This is a genomic window from Agrobacterium larrymoorei (assembly GCF_005145045.1).
Taxonomy (GTDB): Bacteria; Pseudomonadota; Alphaproteobacteria; order Rhizobiales; family Rhizobiaceae; genus Agrobacterium; species Agrobacterium larrymoorei.
The window spans coordinates 949,466-966,382 of sequence record NZ_CP039691.1 but is presented as its reverse complement, the minus strand read 5'-3'; the positions used below and the strand labels follow the sequence as shown (position 1 = coordinate 966,382).

Genomic DNA, 16,917 nt, shown 5'->3' with positions numbered 1-16,917 from the left:
ATTAGAGCGCCTTCTTATTAAGAGCCTGTTTAAAAACTCGGACGGGTCGATCCGGTGATGCTTTTCGCGCCCTGCTGCGTCAAAAATCTTGCCGATATCAAAGGATATCGCTTACGATCTTCTCCTTGCAGGACACAAAAATCATTCTCCGGCTCTCCGCCGCCGAGTTTCCAAACAAACTCTAAGAAGACGCTCTTGACGCCCGATCAAGGCGTTTATTTGATCGATCAGGACTGCAGAACGATGACCCGCGCGCCGACGGGAACGCGCTGATAGAGATCGATGATGTCATGGTTGAGCATGCGGATGCAGCCGCTGGACATGGCGTGTCCGATGGACTGCGGCTGGTTGGTGCCGTGCAGACGGAACATCGTGTCGTTGCCATTGCGGTAAAGATAAAGCGCGCGGGCACCCAGCGGATTGTTGAGACCGCCTGGCATGCCGCCCGCGTATTTCAGGTTCCGTTCCGGCTCGCGGCGGATCATGTTCGGGGTCGGCGTCCAGCTTGGCCACTCGGCCTTGCGACCGATATAGGCATTGCCCTTCAAAGCCAGACCCTGACGACCGACGCCGACGCCATAGCGAACGGCGCGTCCATTGCCCAGAACGTAATAGAGGCGGCGCGCGGGCGTATCCACGACAACCGTGCCTGCGGGATGGGTCGTCTCATAGGCGACTTCCTGACGGCGCAGCTCCGGCTTGATCTTCTCAAGCGACATGGCCGGCATCGGAAATCTTTCATCCGGCAAAGCCGCATAATTCTGTGGCCGACCGGCAAAGTTCGTGCTCGCGCACCCAGCCAGTAACAGCGGCAATCCGAACAGGACACCACGACGCGAAATCGACATATTACCCCCTGCCTCACGAATCTTTCGATTTAACAAGGGGTATAATTTTATGGTTAACAAACCTCTAATTGCAGAGGCCAAAGGTTAAGACGAGAGCGGCCTTAAAGTTGAGTGACCCGCCATTTCCCCGCGGACCGGATTTGAACGTTTCACGCCCGGCCAACGGAAGATTGAGAATTTCTGATTTTAGCAGACCGTGAAATTCAGGCCCCGTCGCTGAAACTTTAAGCAGAAGAGCAGGTAACGCGCAAAAAAATCCTTCATCATCCATGACTTGCAGGTGAAACCTTTGCCCTCCTGCCGCATTTTAGAGCGGAGGGGAAAAGACTGCTTTAATTTCAGTCGGTTTGCGGGAAACCGAACCAATCAAAAAATCTGGATCGTGAACCACGCATGCGGCTTGCATTGGCACTGGCGTTGTATTCAAATGTGAAAAAAGGGGAACCCAAAGTTGGCATTTGACGAAATGATAAATGCGGACTCGACGCCGCGAAGCCCATACGAAAACTACAACGATTGGTACAGCCGACAGGACAGGGCGCACCTGATCCAGAAGTCCAAGGACGCGGAAAACATCTTCCGAAAAACCGGCATCACCTTTGCCGTGTACGGCCACGCAGACAGCGCCGAAAAACTCATCCCATTCGACATCATTCCCCGCATCATTTCCGGCAGAGAATGGCGCAAGCTTGCGCAAGGCATCGAGCAGCGCGTCATTGCCCTCAACGCCTTTCTGGATGACATCTACCACAAGCAGGAAATCATCCGCGCTGGCCGCATTCCGCGTGAGTTGATCGAGAAGAACGAGGCCTTCCTGCCGCAGATGATCGGTTTCCGGCCACCCGGCGGCGTGTACACGCACATTGTCGGAACGGATATCGTTCGCACCGGCGAGGACCAGTTCTACGTTCTGGAAGACAATGCCCGCACGCCTTCCGGTGTCAGCTACATGCTGGAAAACCGCGAAACCATGATGCAGATGTTCCCGGAGCTTTTCCACGAGAACAAGGTGCAGCGCGTCGAGGATTATCCTTATCTGCTGCGCCAGTCGCTGGCTTCGCTGGCACCTCCCGGCTGCAAGGGCAAGCCGCGCGTGGCTGTCCTCACCCCCGGCATCTATAATTCCGCCTATTACGAACACTCCTTCCTTGCCGATATGATGGGCGTGGAACTGGTGGAAGGCTCCGACCTGCGCGTGATGGACGGCAAGGTGAAGATGCGCACGACGCAGGGTTACGAGGCCATCGACGTGCTTTACCGCCGTGTCGATGACGACTTCCTCGACCCCCTCACCTTCCGCCCGGATTCCGCACTCGGCGTGCCCGGCATCATGGATGTCTATCGCGCAGGCAACATCACCATTGCCAATGCACCGGGCACCGGCATTTCCGATGACAAGGCCATCTATTCCTATATGCCGGAAATCGTTGAGTTCTACACGGGCCGCAAGCCGCTTCTGGAAAACGTGCCGACATGGCGCTGTTCCGAACCGGACAGCCTGAAATATGTGCTCGATAACCTGGCCGATCTGGTGGTGAAGGAAGTTCACGGCTCCGGCGGCTATGGCATGCTGGTTGGCCCCACGGCAACCAAGAAGGAGCGCACGCTTTTTGCCGAAAAGCTGCGGGCGCGCCCCGGCAATTACATTGCCCAGCCAACGCTTTCGCTTTCGACAGTGCCGATCATGGTGAAAAAGGGCATTGCTCCGCGCCACGTGGATCTTCGCCCCTATGTTCTCGTCTCCGACAAGGTGAAGATCATTCCCGGCGGCTTGACCCGAGTTGCCCTCAAGCAGGGCTCGCTCGTGGTCAATTCCAGCCAGGGCGGCGGCACCAAGGATACGTGGGTACTGGAGGACTGAGCCATGCTGGGAAGAACTGCAAACGGGCTCTACTGGATGTTCCGGTACATCGAGCGCGCTGAAAACATCGCTCGCCTGATCGATGCCGGACTTCGCGTTTCGCTGACGCGCAGCGGCAGCACGGATGAGGATTGGGACGGCGTTCTGCAAAGTGCGGGCGTTCGCGAGGCGTTTCTGCAAGGCAATGAGAAGGTGACATCCGCCGATGCCATCGATTACCTGCTGCGGGACAAGACAAACCCGTCAAGCGTCATGTCCTGCATCGACGCGGGCCGCAACAATGCCCGCATGGTGCGAACCGCGCTGACGCGCGAAACATGGGAAGCCACGAACGAATTCTGGATCGAGCTGAAAGGTCTACTCGGGCGCCGGCTGAAGCCAGCGGAACTGCCGCAGGTCATCGATGTCATCAAGCATCGGGCGGGGCTGGTGCGCGGTGCGTTTCACGGCTCCATGCTGCGCAACGATCTCTATAATTTCTCCCGCATCGGCACCTTCATCGAGCGGGCGGACAACACGGCGCGCATTCTGGACGTAAAATATTACGTGCTGCTGCCAGCGGCGGCAAAGGTCGGCTCTTCGCTGGATAATGCGCAGTGGGAATCCATTCTGCGTTCCGTTTCGGCCCACCGCTCCTATGGCTGGGTTTACGATGCGGAATACAAGCCCGCCAATATTGCCGACTTCCTCATTCTCAATGGGCGCATGCCGCGTTCGCTTGCCTATTGCTACGAAAAGATCGTCAGCAATCTCGGCTATCTGGCCAAGGATTACGGCGAGCGCCATCAGGCGCATGAGACATCCGAAGCCATTTTGTCCACGTTGAACAAAACCACCATAAACCGCGTGATGGATCAGGGCCTGCACGAGTTTCTGGAGGTCTTCGTTCACAAGAATGGCCAGTTGGGGCAGGAAATCACGGAAGGCTACCGCTTTTACCAGTAAGCGGGAAGACACGGGGATACAGGGCTTATGCGTCTGAAGATCAATCACACAACCGAATATCTCTATGAAGAACCGGTGCCATATTCGCTTCAGCGCCTGCGGCTGACACCTGCCAGCGGCCCGACGCAACGGGTGCTGAACTGGGACGTGGCCGTGGAAGGCGCGACGGTGGAGGTGCGTTACGACGATCATTTCGGCAACCGTGTCGAGCTTGTCGAAACCGAAGGTCCACGCCATGCCGTGAAAGTGGTGGCGGGTGGCGAGGTGGAAACGGAAGACAAGGCGGGCGTGTTCGGCCCGCATCTGGGCAACGCACCGCTCTGGCTCTACCTGCGCGACACGCCGCTGACGAAACCGGGAAAGCTGGTTCGCGAACTGGCACGCCAGAGTTCAGGCAGCACCGAGCTCGAGCGCCTGCATGAGTTGATGGCGCTGATACATCTGGAAGTGGAATATCAACCCGGAACCACGGACACCGAAACGACGGCGGAACAGGCGCTGGAAGCTGGAAGAGGCGTGTGCCAGGACCACGCCCACATCTTCCTTTCCGCCGCGCGTCTGCTCGGCTTTCCTGCACGCTACGTCTCCGGCTATCTGATGATGGAGGATGTGGCCGAACAGGTGGCGACCCACGCCTGGGGCGAAGCGCATATTCCGGGTCTCGGCTGGGTTGGCTTCGATGCGGCAAACAAGATCTGCCCGGATGAACGCTATGTGCGTATCGCAAACGGCCTGTGCTACCGCGATTGCGCCCCCGTCTCCGGCATGCGCGTCGGTCTTTCCGGCGAAAGCCTGACCGTTTCCGTGACGGTGCAGCAGACGCAGAGCCAAAGCCAGTCGCAAAGTTGAGTTGTGTTGATGACCCAAGCCCGAGACGACGACACGATCGAATTTTATGCCAGAGAAACTGTCGCCTATACCGCCAGAGGCAAGGGAGCCTCCTCCCGGCTGCAGACTTTCCTCGCCGCGTTACCTGCGGGTGGCATCATCCTCGAACTGGGCTGCGGTGCCGGGCAGGATAGCGAAGCCATGCTTGCGCTGGGCTTCGACGCTCGCCCGACGGATGGCACGCCGGAAATGGCCCGCTCCGCATCGGCCCGTCTTGGCATTCCGGTGAAAACGCTGCTGTTCGAAGATATTGATGAGCGGAATATCTATGATGGCGTCTGGGCCAATGCATGCCTGCTGCATGTGCCGAGATCCAGCCTTCCCTCCATCATCGAGCGCATTTACAACGCGCTGAAAAGCAATGGCGTCTTCTATGCCAGCTACAAGGCAGGCGAAGCCGAAGGTCGCGATGATTTCGACCGCTTCTACAACTATCCCTCAAAAGGCTGGCTTTCCGACGTCTATCAGCAGCTTCCATGGGCATCGCTGACGATAGACACTTCGAACAAGGGCAGCGGCTATGACAACAAGCCGACGGATTGGCTGCATGTCACTGCGGTAAAACTCTAAAGCGTGTCGCGGTGAATAGGATTTACCGCGACACGCTTTAGATTCTTATTTTCTCGCATGTACGTTATCGTTTAATTGAAGACAATTAAACGCGACATGCTGTAACACAAACGTCGCGCCCCTCCTGTTCATCGGCTACTCTTCACATCGCAATGCTGTTTCGGTGAAGGAGATTTTGATGAAAACGCCACAGGGCATATTGGAAACAGTGATTTACGCGCGCGATCTGGAGGCTGCGGAGCGTTTCTACGCGGAGATTTTCGGCCTCGAAGTGGTGAGCGTCTTGCTCGAGAAATTCGTTTTCTTCCGTTGCGGCCAACAGATGCTACTCATCTTCAACCCCGAAACATCCCGCATACCGGACCCCGACAACCCTATCCCTCGCCATGGCACGACAGGGGCCGGGCATTTCTGCTTCCGCGCCGAAAGCAGGGAGGAAGTGGATGCCTGGCGCGACCGCTTCATCGCCCAGGGCATCGAGATCGAGCATTACCAGCGCTGGGGGAACGACAGCTCCTCTGTGTATGTGAGGGACCCGGCGGGGAATTCGGTAGAGGTTGGTGAGACGAAGCTTTGGAGTAGGGATTAGAGGGTTTCTCGTTCACATAGTATACGACACGATGCTTTTTAAATGCTGCCGCTTCCCTCTCCTCATTTCTGTCCTCGTGACAGGAATCCAGCCGACGCGCGTCTGCGCGGCGGGATGAGTCTTTTCAGCCCAACGACTTGGGCTGGCTGGATTCTTGTGACAAGCACAGGAATGAGGGAAGAGGAAAAGCCTGAAACTCAAGTAAACCTTGAGGTCGCCGTGACGCAAAAGCCCCGCCGTTGCCAGCGGGGCTTTCAAAAATACGCGCTAAATGGCAATCAAATCTGACGAACCGAAATCGTCTCTTCTTCGGCAACCTTCAGCGGGTTCTTCAGCGGCAGGCCGAAACCGGCGGCTTCGATTTCGAAGACGTCGCCTGCTTCCGGCTTGATGCCATCGGCAAAGGAGAGCGTTGCCGTGCCGAACATGTGCACATGCACTTCGCCCGGCACGCGGAACAGGCCGTATTTGAAGTGGTGGTATTCGAGGTTCGCGAAGGTGTGGGACATGTTGTCTTCACCCGACAGGAACGGCTTTTCGAAAATCACCTTTCCATCACGCAGGATGCGCGACGTGCCGCGGATATCGGATGGTGGTGCGCCGACGCGGATTTCCGGGCCGAAGCTTGCAGGGCGCAGCTTGGAATGGGCGAGGTAGAGATAGTTGATCCGCTCGGTAACGTGGTCGGAGAACTCGTTGGACACCGCAAAACCGACGCGAACGGCTTCGCCCTTGTCGGAGATCACGTAGATGCCCGCCATTTCCGGCTCTTCGCCGCCATCCAGCGCGAAGGACGGTGAGATGAGCGGCGCCCCGGGTGCTGCGGCGACATGGCCGTTGCCCTTGTAGAACCACTCAGGCTGCACGCCCTTTTCGCCAGCCTGCGGCTTACCGTTCTCCAGACCCATCTTGAACATCTTCATCGAGTCCGTCAGGCTCTCTTCCGATGTTTCGGAGGTCTTCTTGTGCATGCTGTCGCGCGTGGCCGCAGAACCGAGATGCGTCAGGCCCGTTCCGGTCAGGTGCAGATGCGCAGGGTCCGGATGCGTAATCGGGGGCAGGAAGCGACCTTCCGAGTACGCCTTTTCCAGATCGACCGCATCGCCATAGCCGTGAGCGACGACGACATCCGCCAGAGACTTGCCGCCATTGGCAGCTTCCATGGCCAGCGCATAGACGGATTCAGCATTGTTGACCGCGCGCGCTTCGCCGCCGTCTTCGCGAACAGCAACGATGATCTTGCCACTCGCATCCTTGATTTGAGAAATCAGCACGATTGTTCCTTCCTGGACGCTCGAAACGTCCCCATCTCATGGAAGTGGCCGGAAACCGGCCACTTATTATCGTTTCAAAACTGTCGGCAACCCCGGAAGGATCAGCCCTTGTTCTTGTTGTAGACGTCGAAGAACACGGCAGCGAGCAGCACGAGGCCCTTGACCATCTGCTGGAAGTCGATGCCGAGGCCGACGATCGACATGCCGTTGTTCATGACGCCCATGATGAACGCGCCGATGACCGCACCGGTGATCTTGCCCACGCCGCCGGAAGCGGAAGCACCGCCGATGAAGCAGGCCGCGATCACGTCCAGCTCGAAGCCGACACCGGCCTTCGGCGTTGCCGAGTTCAGACGCGTCGCAATGATCATGCCGGCAAGACCTGCAAGCACGCCCATGTTGACGAAGGTCAGGAAGCTGAGGCGTTCGGTATTGATGCCCGAAAGCTTGGTAGCCTTCTCGTTACCGCCCATCGCGTAAACGCGGCGACCAATGGTCGTGCGGCGCGTGACGAAGCTGTAAAGCGCAATCAGCACCAGCATGACGATGAGAACGTTCGGCAGGCCGCGATAGGTCGACAGCTGATAGCCGAGGAACAGGATTGCTGCGGAAATCAGCAAATTCTGGACGATGAAGAAACCTGTGGGCTCGACATCGATACCGTGGCTGACATTCACCTGGCGACGACGCCATGCGAGGAAGAACAGGACGACCGTGATCGCGATGGTCAGGATCAGAGACGTCGTGTTCAGGCCTTCGATGCCACCGATATCCGGCAGGAAGCCGGTGCTGATGACCTGAAAGTCCGTCGGGAACGGGCCGATGTTCTTGCCACCAAGGACGAAGAGCGTCAGGCCGCGGAAAACGAGCATGCCAGCCAGCGTCACGATGAAGGACGGGATGCGGTGATAGGCGATCCAGTAACCCTGTGCAGCACCGATAATGCCGCCGACGACGAGGCAGATGATCGCGGCCAGCAGCGGGTTCATGCCCCATTGCACGGTCAAAATGGCCGCTATAGCGCCGACGAAGGCGACGATGGAGCCAACGGAAAGGTCGATATGCCCCGCCACGATGACGAGCAGCATGCCCAGCGCCATGATGACGATGAACGAGTTCTGCAGCACGAGGTTGGTCAGGTTGACCGGACGGAAGAGAATACCGCCCGTATAGAACTGGAAGAAGAGCATGATGGCGACGAGCGCGATCAGCATGCCGTATTCACGGATGTTGGACCGGATATACGAGCTGACCGAGACGACGTTGCTCTCTTCGGTGGTTGTGTTGGTCGAACTCATCAGTTCTTCTCCCCTGAGCGCATGATAGCGCGCATGATACTTTCCTGGCTCGCCTCTCCCTTCGGCAATTCGGCGACAATGCGTCCTTCGTTCATCACGTAGATGCGGTCGCAATTGCCGAGCAGTTCAGGCATCTCCGAAGAGATCATCAGAACGCCCTTACCATCGGCGGCAAGCTGGTTGATAATAGTGTAGATTTCGTACTTGGCACCGACGTCGATACCGCGCGTCGGCTCATCCAGAATGAGGACGTCAGGATTGGAGAACAGCCACTTCGACAGCACGACCTTCTGCTGGTTGCCGCCCGAAAGGTTGACCGTTTCCTGGAAGATGCCGGAAGAGCGAATGCGCAGGCGCTTTCGATAATCCGTGGCGACCTTCATTTCCTTGATGTCGTCGATGACGCTGGCAGACGAGACGCCCGCGAGATTGGCAAGCGTGGTGTTGTGCAGAATGTTGTCGTTCAGCACGAGACCGAGATGCTTGCGGTCTTCCGTCACATAGGCCAGACCCGCATCGATTGCCTTGCGCACTGTGCTGACGTCGACAGGCTTGCCGTGAATAAGGACATCGCCGGTGATCTTGTGACCGTAGGACTTTCCGAACACGCTCATGGCGAATTCGGTGCGGCCTGCGCCCATCAGCCCGGCAATACCGACAACCTCGCCCTTGCGGACATTGACGTTGATGTCATGCAGCATCTGGCGGTCGCGGTGATGCTGGTGATAGGCGTTCCAGTTCTTCACTTCGAAGATGGTTTCGCCAATCGGCACATCGCGCGGCGGATAGCGATCCTCGAGATCGCGACCGACCATGTTGCGAATGATGACGTCTTCGCTGATCTCTTCCTTGTGACAGTCGAGCGTCTTGACCGTCATGCCGTCACGCAGAACCGTGATCTGGTCGGCAACCTTGCGGACTTCGTTCAGCTTGTGGGTGATGATGATCGATGTCAGTCCCTGATTGCGGAACTCCATGAGGAGGTTCAGCAACGCCTCGGAATCGCTTTCGTTCAGCGATGCCGTCGGCTCATCGAGGATCAGCAGCTTCACGCTCTTGGACAGAGCCTTGGCGATTTCCACCAGCTGCTGCTTGCCGACACCGATATCGGTGATGAGGGTTTCCGGCGATTCCTTCAGACCGACCTTCTTCAGCAGCTCACGCGTGCGATTGAAGGTCTGCTGCCAGCTGATGACACCGTTCTGGGCGACTTCGTTTCCGAGGAAAATGTTTTCGGCAATCGACAGAAGCGGAACGAGAGCCAGCTCCTGGTGAATGATGATGATGCCGATGTCTTCACTGTCGTTGATGGCGCGGAAGTTGCGCTGCGCACCTTCGTAGTGAATTTCTCCGTCAAATGTGCCAGCGGGATAAACGCCGGAAAGGACCTTCATGAGGGTCGACTTTCCCGCGCCATTCTCGCCGACGAGCGCGTGTATTTCACCCTGACGAACCTTGAGGTTCACGTTTTCCAGCGCTTTCACGCCCGGAAACGTCTTGGTGATGTTCCGCATTTCGAGAATGGTATTGTCCATATCACAATCCAGCGCCGTAACATCCGGCGTTCTTATTTGGGTAAACGGGGAGGCACGAAACGTCCCTCCCCGCCACGATCATGGAATATTACTTCAGCTGGTCTTCTTTGTAGTAACCGCTGTCAACCAGAACCTGCTTGACGTTTTCCTTGGTTACGGCAACCGGCTTCAGGAGGTAGGACGGAACAACCTTGACGCCGTTTTCGTAGGTCTTGGTGTCGTTGACTTCAGGCTCTTTGCCCTGCATCACGGCGTTGACCATGTTGACGGTAACCTTGGCGAGTTCGCGGGTGTCCTTGAAGATGGTGGAGTACTGTTCGCCAGCCAGAATGGACTTGACGGAAGGCACTTCAGCGTCCTGACCGGAAACGACCGGCAGCGGCTGGTCCTTGGAACCATAACCTACGCCCTTGAGCGAGGAGATGATGCCGATGGAGATGCCATCGTAAGGAGACAGAACAGCGTCAACCTTTGCATCGGTGTAGTAAGCGGAGAGAAGGTTATCCATACGAGCCTGGGCCGTTGCAGGATCCCAACGCAGCGTACCGACCTTGTCCATGCCCTGCTGGCCGGACTTGATCACCAACTTGCCGCTGTCGATGTAAGGCTTCAGAACGGACATTGCGCCATCGTAGAAGAAGAAGGCGTTGTTGTCGTCTGGCGAACCGCCGAACAGTTCGATGTTGAACGGACCCTTGCCATCCTTCAGGCCGAGCTTGTCGACGATGGAAGTTGCCTGCAGAACGCCGACCTGGAAGTTGTCGAAGGTTGCGTAGTAGGAAACGTCGCCGCTGTTGCGGATCAGACGGTCATAAGCGATGACCTTGATGCCCTGCGAGCCAGCCTGCTTGAGAACGTCCGACAGCGTCGTGCCGTCGATCGAAGCGATAACCAGGACCTTGACGCCCTTGGTGACCATGTTTTCGATCTGGGAAAGCTGGTTCGGAATATCGTCGTCTGCGTACTGCAGATCGGTTTCGTAACCTGCGTCCTTCAGCTGCTTGACGATGTTGTTGCCGTCGTCGATCCAGCGAGCGGAAGACTTCGTTGGCATTGCGATGCCGACGGTGCCCTTGTCCTGCGCGAAGACTGGGGCTGCAAAAGCTGCAGCGCCGATTGCACAGGCAGCAACCAGCGAAATGATGGATTTCATGAACTCTCTCCCTTGGAACCCTTTTACGGCGTTTGTATCCTTACAAGCCGCCTTCAAATCCATGTCCGGATATTGAGAAGTTGAGCTTACTCGAACGGACCATAAAAACACAATCCGTCTTTCACCGCTCCTCCCCGGCACAAGGCGCAAACTGTTCTGAATCTATATAACTGTCAAATAGAATATATCACTTTTCCTATATCATTTTTGATATATTAAATCGATACAAATTTCTTTCACGTTTTCGCAAGCATGCAGGAGGGGTTTCGAATGGAACGCGATGGAACGGATTTGGGCGACTTCCTTGCGCTGACGGAAGACAACCCATTGTTGCGCGCAGGCCTGAAAATGACGCATTTACGCATGCTTGTGATGATAGAAGAACACGGCCAGGTAAGCGCTGCCGCCGCTGCGCTAAATATGACGCAACCTGCCGCTTCCCGCATGTTGGCCGAAATGGAAGCCATTGTGAAGAGCCCTCTGTGCCAGCGGGCGTCTCGCGGCGTGGTGTTAACCAAATTCGGAGAAGCCCTGGCAAAGCGGGCGAAAAAGATCCTTCTGGAGCTTCGCGAGGCGAGTCGCGAGCTTGCGCAGATGAAATCCGGCAGCGGTGGCTCCGTTTTCATCGGCTCCGTTACGGCGCCTGCGATCAGCATGGTGGTTCCGGCGCTTCGAAAAGCGATGGACACCTATCCCGGCATCGAAATCAGCGTTCAGGTGGAAACCAGCAATATTCTGGCGCGCGAACTCTTGGCCGCGCGGCACGATTTCGTCATCGGTCGCATCCCGGACGATCTCGATCCTTCCCTGTTCAACGCGCATGAGATCGGCATCGAACGGGCCTGTCTTCTTGTGGGCAAAGGGCATCCGCTTCTCGCCAATCCGCCAGCGCGGCTTGAGGATCTGTCGGGCTATGACTGGGTATTCCAGCCGCCGGGCACGCTTTTGCGGCGAACCATGGAAGACGTGTTTCTATCGCAGGGCGTCGCCCTTCCCCGCAACATCATCAACACGCCATCGATCGTGCTGACCCTCGCCATCGTCAGCAAGACCCACGCGATTGCGCCGCTTGCCTATGAAATGGCGGAGTTTTTGTCCGGCCAGCACGCGCCCATGGGCGATATCCGTATTCTGCCGACGGATTTCGAGCTCAGCGTAAAACCCTACAGCCTGTTGACGGCCAAGGACCGTGTGCTGCCGCCAAGCGCGCAGCTTCTCTATGACCTTGTGCTGGAAGAAAGCCGCAAAGTCTCTTGAGGCTCCAGCCCGAGGCAATTTTACCGTGATGCAATTCGAGCAAGCCTCGGCTTGATTCGAACCTAATACAGCGGAGCGATATGCTTTTTGGCCAATCCGTCTTTCAATCCGTCGTCGCACGCCTGGAGCGTGAGGCCGAAGACGTGGCCGTTGAAGAACCGGCCCCGGCCTTTACGGCAAGGCCATTCAGCCCCGGCACGCTGTTCGAAACCGCAAAGCAGGACGTGGAGCCCGCAAACCGCCCGTTGGAATTCTATCTCGACCTTCTGGACGATGTGCCGAAACCCCTCGAGGCAGAGCCTGAGCCGGAGACGATGCCGGAATATCTTGGCCGCACATCGCTTTCGGACGTCTCCGATGAGCTTGCGATCAGCGAGAAGGACACGCTGGAAAGCCTGAGCGAGAAAAGGCGGGCCTTTGCCCGCCTCAATCATCCCGATACGATCAGCCCCGCGTTCAGGCACAATGCCAATCTGCGCATGACGGCGGCCAATCTGCTGATCGATCAAGCCATCAGGCTTCTGGGAAAATGATCAGTCCTCTTCGGATGGCGGTGGGGTTGCCTCTTCGGGCTTCGGTGCCGCTGGCTTGAAGGCGATCAGCAGAACATAGGCGGAATAAACCGCCACGCCGCCGACCACCGTTGCCCAGAATATCTGGTTATTGACGAATTCCACCACGGCCCAGGCCGAGCAGAAACCGACGATCAGCAGACGCGCCCAGAGCGGGCGATAGATCGGGTGGCTCGTATCGATGAAAAGCATGTTGTCTCCCTTTGCCACCCTGCCCACCGCTAACCGATGGCGGAAGAAGCAGTCGCTGTAATGCCAGCGGTGACGATATCTTCATCCAGCCGCGACAATGCAAGCCCCATATGGCCATCAAAGACCAGCGAAGGCTCATCCAACTCGATTGTGATCTCCGGCAAGCCGCCCAAACGCACCGCGCTGGTCTGAGCCATCCCCTCATGAATGCCCGCCTTCAACAAATCGTAGAACCGCGTTCCGGGACCGGTGATGAAAACCGGCATATTGCCATGAAGGCTGAAAAGACGCGAAAGACCGTTGCCCAGCGCAAGACCGGCCTGACGGAAAGCGAAGGCCGCCATGCGGTTGCCGGACCGTGCCGAAGCCGCGATCTTCTCCACCTCCGCAACAGGCACGAATTTCGCCGGGATGGTGTTGATCGGCACTTCGAAGGCCGTGCGCAACAGGCCGTAAAAGCCGCAATAGGCCTCGATACAGCCCCTTGCTCCACAGCGGCACAATGCGCCCTCTGGAATATGCAGCATATGCCCGAAATTCGGCGCCGTCACATCCACTCCGCCACCGGAACCTTGCCGTGCAATGCCCAAACCAATGCTGTGACCGAGTGAAAGTGCGGCAAGCGCCCTTCCCTGCCCGCCGGTCTGTGCGGCGCGGATCCAGAGCGCTTCCGCCACCAGCAGCGTTTCGTTATAGAGCGCCACGGGTGCGTGAAACTGCTCGGCCAGCACTTTGCCGAACCGGACCTGCCGTTCGCCCAGCACGGGAGACCAGAGAAGTGTTGCGCTCTGCGGATCGACCAAACCCTTGCTGCTGATCGATATGTGCAGAATGGCGTCGTTCGCGATCTTCGACCGGGCAGCGAGGCGCAAAACGCCTTCGCTGACCGTCTGTCCGAAATCCTTCAGGCTGTCATTCGTTCGCGTTTCGATGAAACGATCCAGCAGATTACCGGTGAAATCCACCAGCGAATACTGCGCCGCATCCGACGAGATGACGACGACGGCAATATAGCCGAAACTTCGGTTTGGCTGGAACAGAACACGCGGACGCCCCCTGCCCGATGCCGCCTGCTGCTCGGTGCGCTCGATGATCTGGGCACGCTCAAGCTCCGCCGTAATCGCGGAAACGGTGGCGGAAGCAAGCCCCGTCAGAGACGACATATCGGTATGCGACAGATTGCCATGGCGACGCAGCGCGTTCAGAACGCGCAGGCTGTTCTGTTGCCGGACGAGCTCCGTGCTCGCTATGGCCGACATGGCTTGTTCATTCCTTCACGTTTCCTCATCCGAAACATCTAAAGCGCCCTTAGGGTGCGCTTATCGAAACCGGACGAAATGCTCCATCCACCTGCGGTTGACAGCCCCGAAAATCTCTGCCATTTAATTTCTCGACTGTCGAGAAAAAATGTCTGGGGCATTGGATCGGCAGGTTTTCTGGCATTTGCGGCTGCATGGAGGTGCAACGCATCTGCCGTCACCCGGGAGGACATCATGAATTCTTTTGCCAAGCTTCTGGCAGGAACGGCTTTGCTCGTTTCGCTGCACACCGCTGCCCATGCCGCCGATAAGGTGGTTGGCGTTTCCTGGTCCAATTTTCAGGAAGAACGCTGGAAAACCGACGAAGCCGCCATCAAGGCAGCCCTTGAAAAGGCAGGCGCCAAATACATTTCCGCCGATGCGCAGTCTTCTGCCGCAAAGCAGCTGACCGATGTCGAGTCGCTGATTGCGCAGGGCGCAAACGCCCTGATCATTCTGGCGCAGGATAGCGATGCCATCGGCCCTGCCGTTGAAAAGGCCGTGGCCGAAGGTATTCCGGTCGTGGGCTATGACCGCCTGATCGAAAACAAGGATGCCTTCTACATCACCTTCGACAATAAGGAAGTCGGTCGCCTTCAGGCGCAGGAAGTGTTCAAGGTAAAGCCGGAAGGCAACTACGTCTTCATCAAGGGCTCGTCTTCCGATCCGAATGCGGACTTCCTGTTTGCAGGCCAGAAGGAAGTACTCAAGGCAGCGATGGATTCGGGCAAGATCAAGAATGTCGGCGAAGCCTATACCGATGGCTGGAAGCCGGAAAATGCCCAGAAGAACATGGAGCAGTTTCTGACCAAGAACAACAACAAGGTGGACGCCGTCGTCGCTTCGAATGACGGTACCGCCGGTGGCGCAATCGCAGCGCTTGCTGCACAAGGCCTTGCCGGTTCCGTTCCGGTCTCCGGTCAGGATGCGGACTTTGCCGCGCTGAACCGCGTTGCTCTTGGCACGCAGACGGTGTCCGTCTGGAAGGACAGCCGTGAACTCGGCAAGGAAGCCGCAACAATCGCGCTCGAGCTTGCCGGCGGCAAGAAGATGACCGAGATCAAGGGTGTGACGACCTTCGACGGTGGCCCGAAAAAGGTTAAGATGGAATCCGTTTTCCTCAAGCCCATCGCCATCGCCAAGGATAATCTCAACGTCGTGATCGATGCAGGCTGGATCAAGAAGGAAACGGCTTGCCAGGGCGTGAAGGCAGGGTCCGTCAAGGCCTGCAACTGATAGTCATCCAAGATGATGCAAGGCGCTGCGGTGCATAAACACCGCGGCGCTATTTAGACGTGGGAGGGACGGCGGATCATGGCCGAAATCACGCATAGCAATTCTTCATCCAGGCCAAAAGAAAGCCGAACAAGCTCCATTTCCCGCTTCATCAATGCAACGGAGCTGGATACGCGCCTGCTCGGCATGGTCGGCGCACTCCTTCTTATATGGATCGGTTTCGATATTCTGTCCGGCGGCCTGTTTCTGACGCCGCGAAACCTGTGGAATCTTTCCGTCCAGACCTCCTCCGTGGCCGTCATGGCAACGGGCATGGTTCTGGTCATCGTCACCCGCAATATCGATCTTTCCGTCGGCTCCATTCTCGGCTTTTCCGGCATGATCATGGGCGTGATGCAGGCAGAAATCCTGCCTCAGTTGCTTGGCTTCGAACATTGGGCAACGTGGATCGTGACGCTGGCTGTCGGCATATGCGTCGGCGGCGCCATCGGCATGCTGCAGGGCTCGATCATCGCCTTCCTCAATGTCCCCTCCTTCATCGTCACGCTGGGCGGGTTGCTGGTGTGGCGCGGCGGCACATGGTTCATCACCAGCGGTCGCACCGTCGCCCCGATGGATTCCACTTTCCGGCTGATGGGCGGCGGCACCGCGGGCTCCATCGGCGCGACATGGAGCTGGATCGTCGGCGCCATCGCCTGCGTGCTGATCGTGCTCGTCATTCTCAATTCCCGCAGGCAGCGCCGCCGCTTCGGCTTTCCGCTGAGGCCCATGTGGGCGGAATATGTGCTGACGGCGCTGGGCTGCGCCATCGTCATCGGCGCGGTGGCCGTGGTCAACAGCTACCCATGGCCAATCAACATTGCCCGCAATTATGCGGATGCCAACGGCATTGCATGGCCGGATGGCGGCCTGTTCATTGCGCATGGTATCGCCATACCCGTTCTGATGGCGCTTGCCGTTGGCGCAGTGATGACCTTCATCGCCACGCGCCTGCGCTTCGGTCGCTATGTGTTTGCCATCGGCGGCAACCCGGAAGCGGCTGAACTTGCGGGCATCAAGACCCGTTGGGTCACGGTCAAGATTTTCACCCTGATGGGCGTTCTCTGCGCCATTGCCGCCGCCATCTCAACGGCACGCCTGAATGCGGCAACCAATGCGCAGGGCGAACTGGATGAACTCTATACCATCGCAGCGGCAGTCATCGGCGGCACCTCGCTGGCAGGCGGAGTCGGCACCATTGCAGGCGCCATGCTCGGCGCCCTCGTCATGCAGTCGCTTCAATCCGGCATGGTTCTGATGGGCATCGACACACCGTTCCAGCGCATCGTCGTTGGCATCGTGCTCGTCGTCGCCGTCTGGCTCGACACCATCTATCGCGCACGCGCAAAGTAAGAACAAGGA

The 16,917-nt window shown here is 57.6% G+C and carries 16 protein-coding genes; 9 read left to right on the top strand and 7 right to left on the bottom strand.

The window, feature by feature from the left end:
* Nucleotides 1-227: 227 nt before the first annotated feature.
* Nucleotides 228-848, bottom strand: a complete 621-nt coding sequence (locus tag CFBP5473_RS04555) for a L,D-transpeptidase (protein WP_027675711.1) — start codon at nucleotides 846-848, stop codon at nucleotides 228-230.
* A 466-nt stretch (nucleotides 849-1,314) separates the two neighbouring features.
* Between CFBP5473_RS04555 and CFBP5473_RS04550 the strand changes: the two genes are divergently transcribed.
* The 5 genes from CFBP5473_RS04550 (at nucleotide 1,315) to CFBP5473_RS04530 (ending at nucleotide 5,701) form a co-directional block, all read left to right on the top strand.
* Nucleotides 1,315-2,709: a circularly permuted type 2 ATP-grasp protein gene (locus CFBP5473_RS04550; RefSeq protein ID WP_027675712.1), complete on the top strand. Its 1,395-nt coding sequence runs from the start codon at nucleotides 1,315-1,317 to the stop codon at nucleotides 2,707-2,709.
* A 3-nt stretch (nucleotides 2,710-2,712) separates the two neighbouring features.
* On the top strand, nucleotides 2,713-3,654 hold the full coding sequence (locus tag CFBP5473_RS04545; RefSeq protein WP_027675713.1) for an alpha-E domain-containing protein: 942 nt from the start codon (nucleotides 2,713-2,715) through the stop codon (nucleotides 3,652-3,654).
* Between the two features lie 27 nt (nucleotides 3,655-3,681).
* A complete protein-coding gene (locus CFBP5473_RS04540; protein ID WP_027675714.1) occupies nucleotides 3,682-4,503 on the top strand; it encodes a transglutaminase family protein in 822 nt (273 codons plus the stop codon).
* 9 nt (nucleotides 4,504-4,512) lie between these two features.
* Entirely contained in the window at nucleotides 4,513-5,112 is a 600-nt protein-coding gene (locus CFBP5473_RS04535; protein ID WP_027675715.1) for a class I SAM-dependent methyltransferase, read from the top strand.
* 178 nt (nucleotides 5,113-5,290) lie between these two features.
* Nucleotides 5,291-5,701: a VOC family protein gene (locus CFBP5473_RS04530; protein WP_027675716.1), complete on the top strand. Its 411-nt coding sequence runs from the start codon at nucleotides 5,291-5,293 to the stop codon at nucleotides 5,699-5,701.
* 278 nt (nucleotides 5,702-5,979) lie between these two features.
* Here CFBP5473_RS04530 and araD1 read toward each other — a convergent pair whose 3' ends face one another.
* From araD1 to chvE, 4 genes are all read right to left on the bottom strand, one after another.
* Entirely contained in the window at nucleotides 5,980-6,975 is a 996-nt protein-coding gene (araD1, locus tag CFBP5473_RS04525; protein WP_027675717.1) for an AraD1 family protein, read from the bottom strand.
* 101 nt (nucleotides 6,976-7,076) lie between these two features.
* Nucleotides 7,077-8,273 (bottom strand): sugar ABC transporter permease GguB, encoded by a 1,197-nt coding sequence (gguB, locus tag CFBP5473_RS04520; RefSeq protein WP_027675718.1) that lies wholly within the window; start codon nucleotides 8,271-8,273, stop codon nucleotides 7,077-7,079.
* On the bottom strand, nucleotides 8,273-9,808 hold the full coding sequence (gene gguA / locus CFBP5473_RS04515; protein WP_027675719.1) for a sugar ABC transporter ATP-binding protein GguA: 1,536 nt from the start codon (nucleotides 9,806-9,808) through the stop codon (nucleotides 8,273-8,275). Before gguA ends, gguB begins: the two co-directional genes overlap by 1 nt.
* A gap of 88 nt (nucleotides 9,809-9,896) precedes the next feature.
* Nucleotides 9,897-10,961, bottom strand: coding sequence for a sugar ABC transporter substrate-binding protein ChvE (gene chvE / locus CFBP5473_RS04510; RefSeq protein WP_027675720.1), 1,065 nt, complete (start codon nucleotides 10,959-10,961; stop codon nucleotides 9,897-9,899).
* A 270-nt stretch (nucleotides 10,962-11,231) separates the two neighbouring features.
* Here chvE and CFBP5473_RS04505 point away from each other — a divergent pair, with 270 nt between their 5' ends.
* Nucleotides 11,232-12,218 carry a LysR family transcriptional regulator gene (locus tag CFBP5473_RS04505; protein ID WP_027675721.1) on the top strand — a complete coding sequence of 329 codons (987 nt, stop codon included), beginning with the start codon at nucleotides 11,232-11,234 and terminating at the stop codon, nucleotides 12,216-12,218.
* Between the two features lie 80 nt (nucleotides 12,219-12,298).
* The gene (locus CFBP5473_RS04500) at nucleotides 12,299-12,751 is read left to right on the top strand and encodes a hypothetical protein (RefSeq protein ID WP_027675722.1); all 453 of its coding nucleotides are present in this window, start codon (nucleotides 12,299-12,301) and stop codon (nucleotides 12,749-12,751) included.
* Here the strand turns inward: CFBP5473_RS04500 and CFBP5473_RS04495 are convergent, their stop codons facing one another.
* Both CFBP5473_RS04495 and CFBP5473_RS04490 read right to left on the bottom strand, forming a co-directional pair.
* Entirely contained in the window at nucleotides 12,752-12,982 is a 231-nt protein-coding gene (locus tag CFBP5473_RS04495; RefSeq protein ID WP_027675723.1) for a hypothetical protein, read from the bottom strand.
* Nucleotides 12,983-13,011: 29 nt separating this feature from the next.
* Nucleotides 13,012-14,241, bottom strand: coding sequence for an ROK family transcriptional regulator (locus CFBP5473_RS04490; RefSeq protein WP_027675724.1), 1,230 nt, complete (start codon nucleotides 14,239-14,241; stop codon nucleotides 13,012-13,014).
* A 234-nt stretch (nucleotides 14,242-14,475) separates the two neighbouring features.
* Here CFBP5473_RS04490 and xylF point away from each other — a divergent pair, with 234 nt between their 5' ends.
* Both xylF and CFBP5473_RS04480 read left to right on the top strand, forming a co-directional pair.
* Nucleotides 14,476-15,516, top strand: coding sequence for a D-xylose ABC transporter substrate-binding protein (gene xylF / locus CFBP5473_RS04485; RefSeq protein ID WP_027675726.1), 1,041 nt, complete (start codon nucleotides 14,476-14,478; stop codon nucleotides 15,514-15,516).
* 78 nt (nucleotides 15,517-15,594) lie between these two features.
* Nucleotides 15,595-16,908 carry a sugar ABC transporter permease gene (locus tag CFBP5473_RS04480; RefSeq protein WP_027675727.1) on the top strand — a complete coding sequence of 438 codons (1,314 nt, stop codon included), beginning with the start codon at nucleotides 15,595-15,597 and terminating at the stop codon, nucleotides 16,906-16,908.
* The last annotated feature ends 9 nt before the right edge of the window (nucleotides 16,909-16,917 follow it).

What these genes read in the sequence shown, in the direction of transcription:
- CFBP5473_RS04555 (WP_027675711.1), bottom strand. Translation starts at nt 848, where the DNA reads ATGTCGATTTCGCGTCGTGGTGTCCTGTTCGGATTGCCGCTGTTACTG.
- CFBP5473_RS04550 (WP_027675712.1), top strand. Translation starts at nt 1,315, where the DNA reads ATGATAAATGCGGACTCGACGCCGCGAAGCCCATACGAAAACTACAAC.
- CFBP5473_RS04545 (WP_027675713.1), top strand. Translation starts at nt 2,713, where the DNA reads ATGCTGGGAAGAACTGCAAACGGGCTCTACTGGATGTTCCGGTACATC.
- CFBP5473_RS04540 (WP_027675714.1), top strand. Translation starts at nt 3,682, where the DNA reads ATGCGTCTGAAGATCAATCACACAACCGAATATCTCTATGAAGAACCG.
- CFBP5473_RS04535 (WP_027675715.1), top strand. Translation starts at nt 4,513, where the DNA reads ATGACCCAAGCCCGAGACGACGACACGATCGAATTTTATGCCAGAGAA.
- CFBP5473_RS04530 (WP_027675716.1), top strand. Translation starts at nt 5,291, where the DNA reads ATGAAAACGCCACAGGGCATATTGGAAACAGTGATTTACGCGCGCGAT.
- gguB (WP_027675718.1), bottom strand. Translation starts at nt 8,273, where the DNA reads ATGAGTTCGACCAACACAACCACCGAAGAGAGCAACGTCGTCTCGGTC.
- gguA (WP_027675719.1), bottom strand. Translation starts at nt 9,808, where the DNA reads ATGGACAATACCATTCTCGAAATGCGGAACATCACCAAGACGTTTCCG.
- chvE (WP_027675720.1), bottom strand. Translation starts at nt 10,961, where the DNA reads ATGAAATCCATCATTTCGCTGGTTGCTGCCTGTGCAATCGGCGCTGCA.
- CFBP5473_RS04505 (WP_027675721.1), top strand. Translation starts at nt 11,232, where the DNA reads ATGGAACGCGATGGAACGGATTTGGGCGACTTCCTTGCGCTGACGGAA.
- CFBP5473_RS04500 (WP_027675722.1), top strand. Translation starts at nt 12,299, where the DNA reads ATGCTTTTTGGCCAATCCGTCTTTCAATCCGTCGTCGCACGCCTGGAG.
- CFBP5473_RS04495 (WP_027675723.1), bottom strand. Translation starts at nt 12,982, where the DNA reads ATGCTTTTCATCGATACGAGCCACCCGATCTATCGCCCGCTCTGGGCG.
- CFBP5473_RS04490 (WP_027675724.1), bottom strand. Translation starts at nt 14,241, where the DNA reads ATGTCGGCCATAGCGAGCACGGAGCTCGTCCGGCAACAGAACAGCCTG.
- xylF (WP_027675726.1), top strand. Translation starts at nt 14,476, where the DNA reads ATGAATTCTTTTGCCAAGCTTCTGGCAGGAACGGCTTTGCTCGTTTCG.
- CFBP5473_RS04480 (WP_027675727.1), top strand. Translation starts at nt 15,595, where the DNA reads ATGGCCGAAATCACGCATAGCAATTCTTCATCCAGGCCAAAAGAAAGC.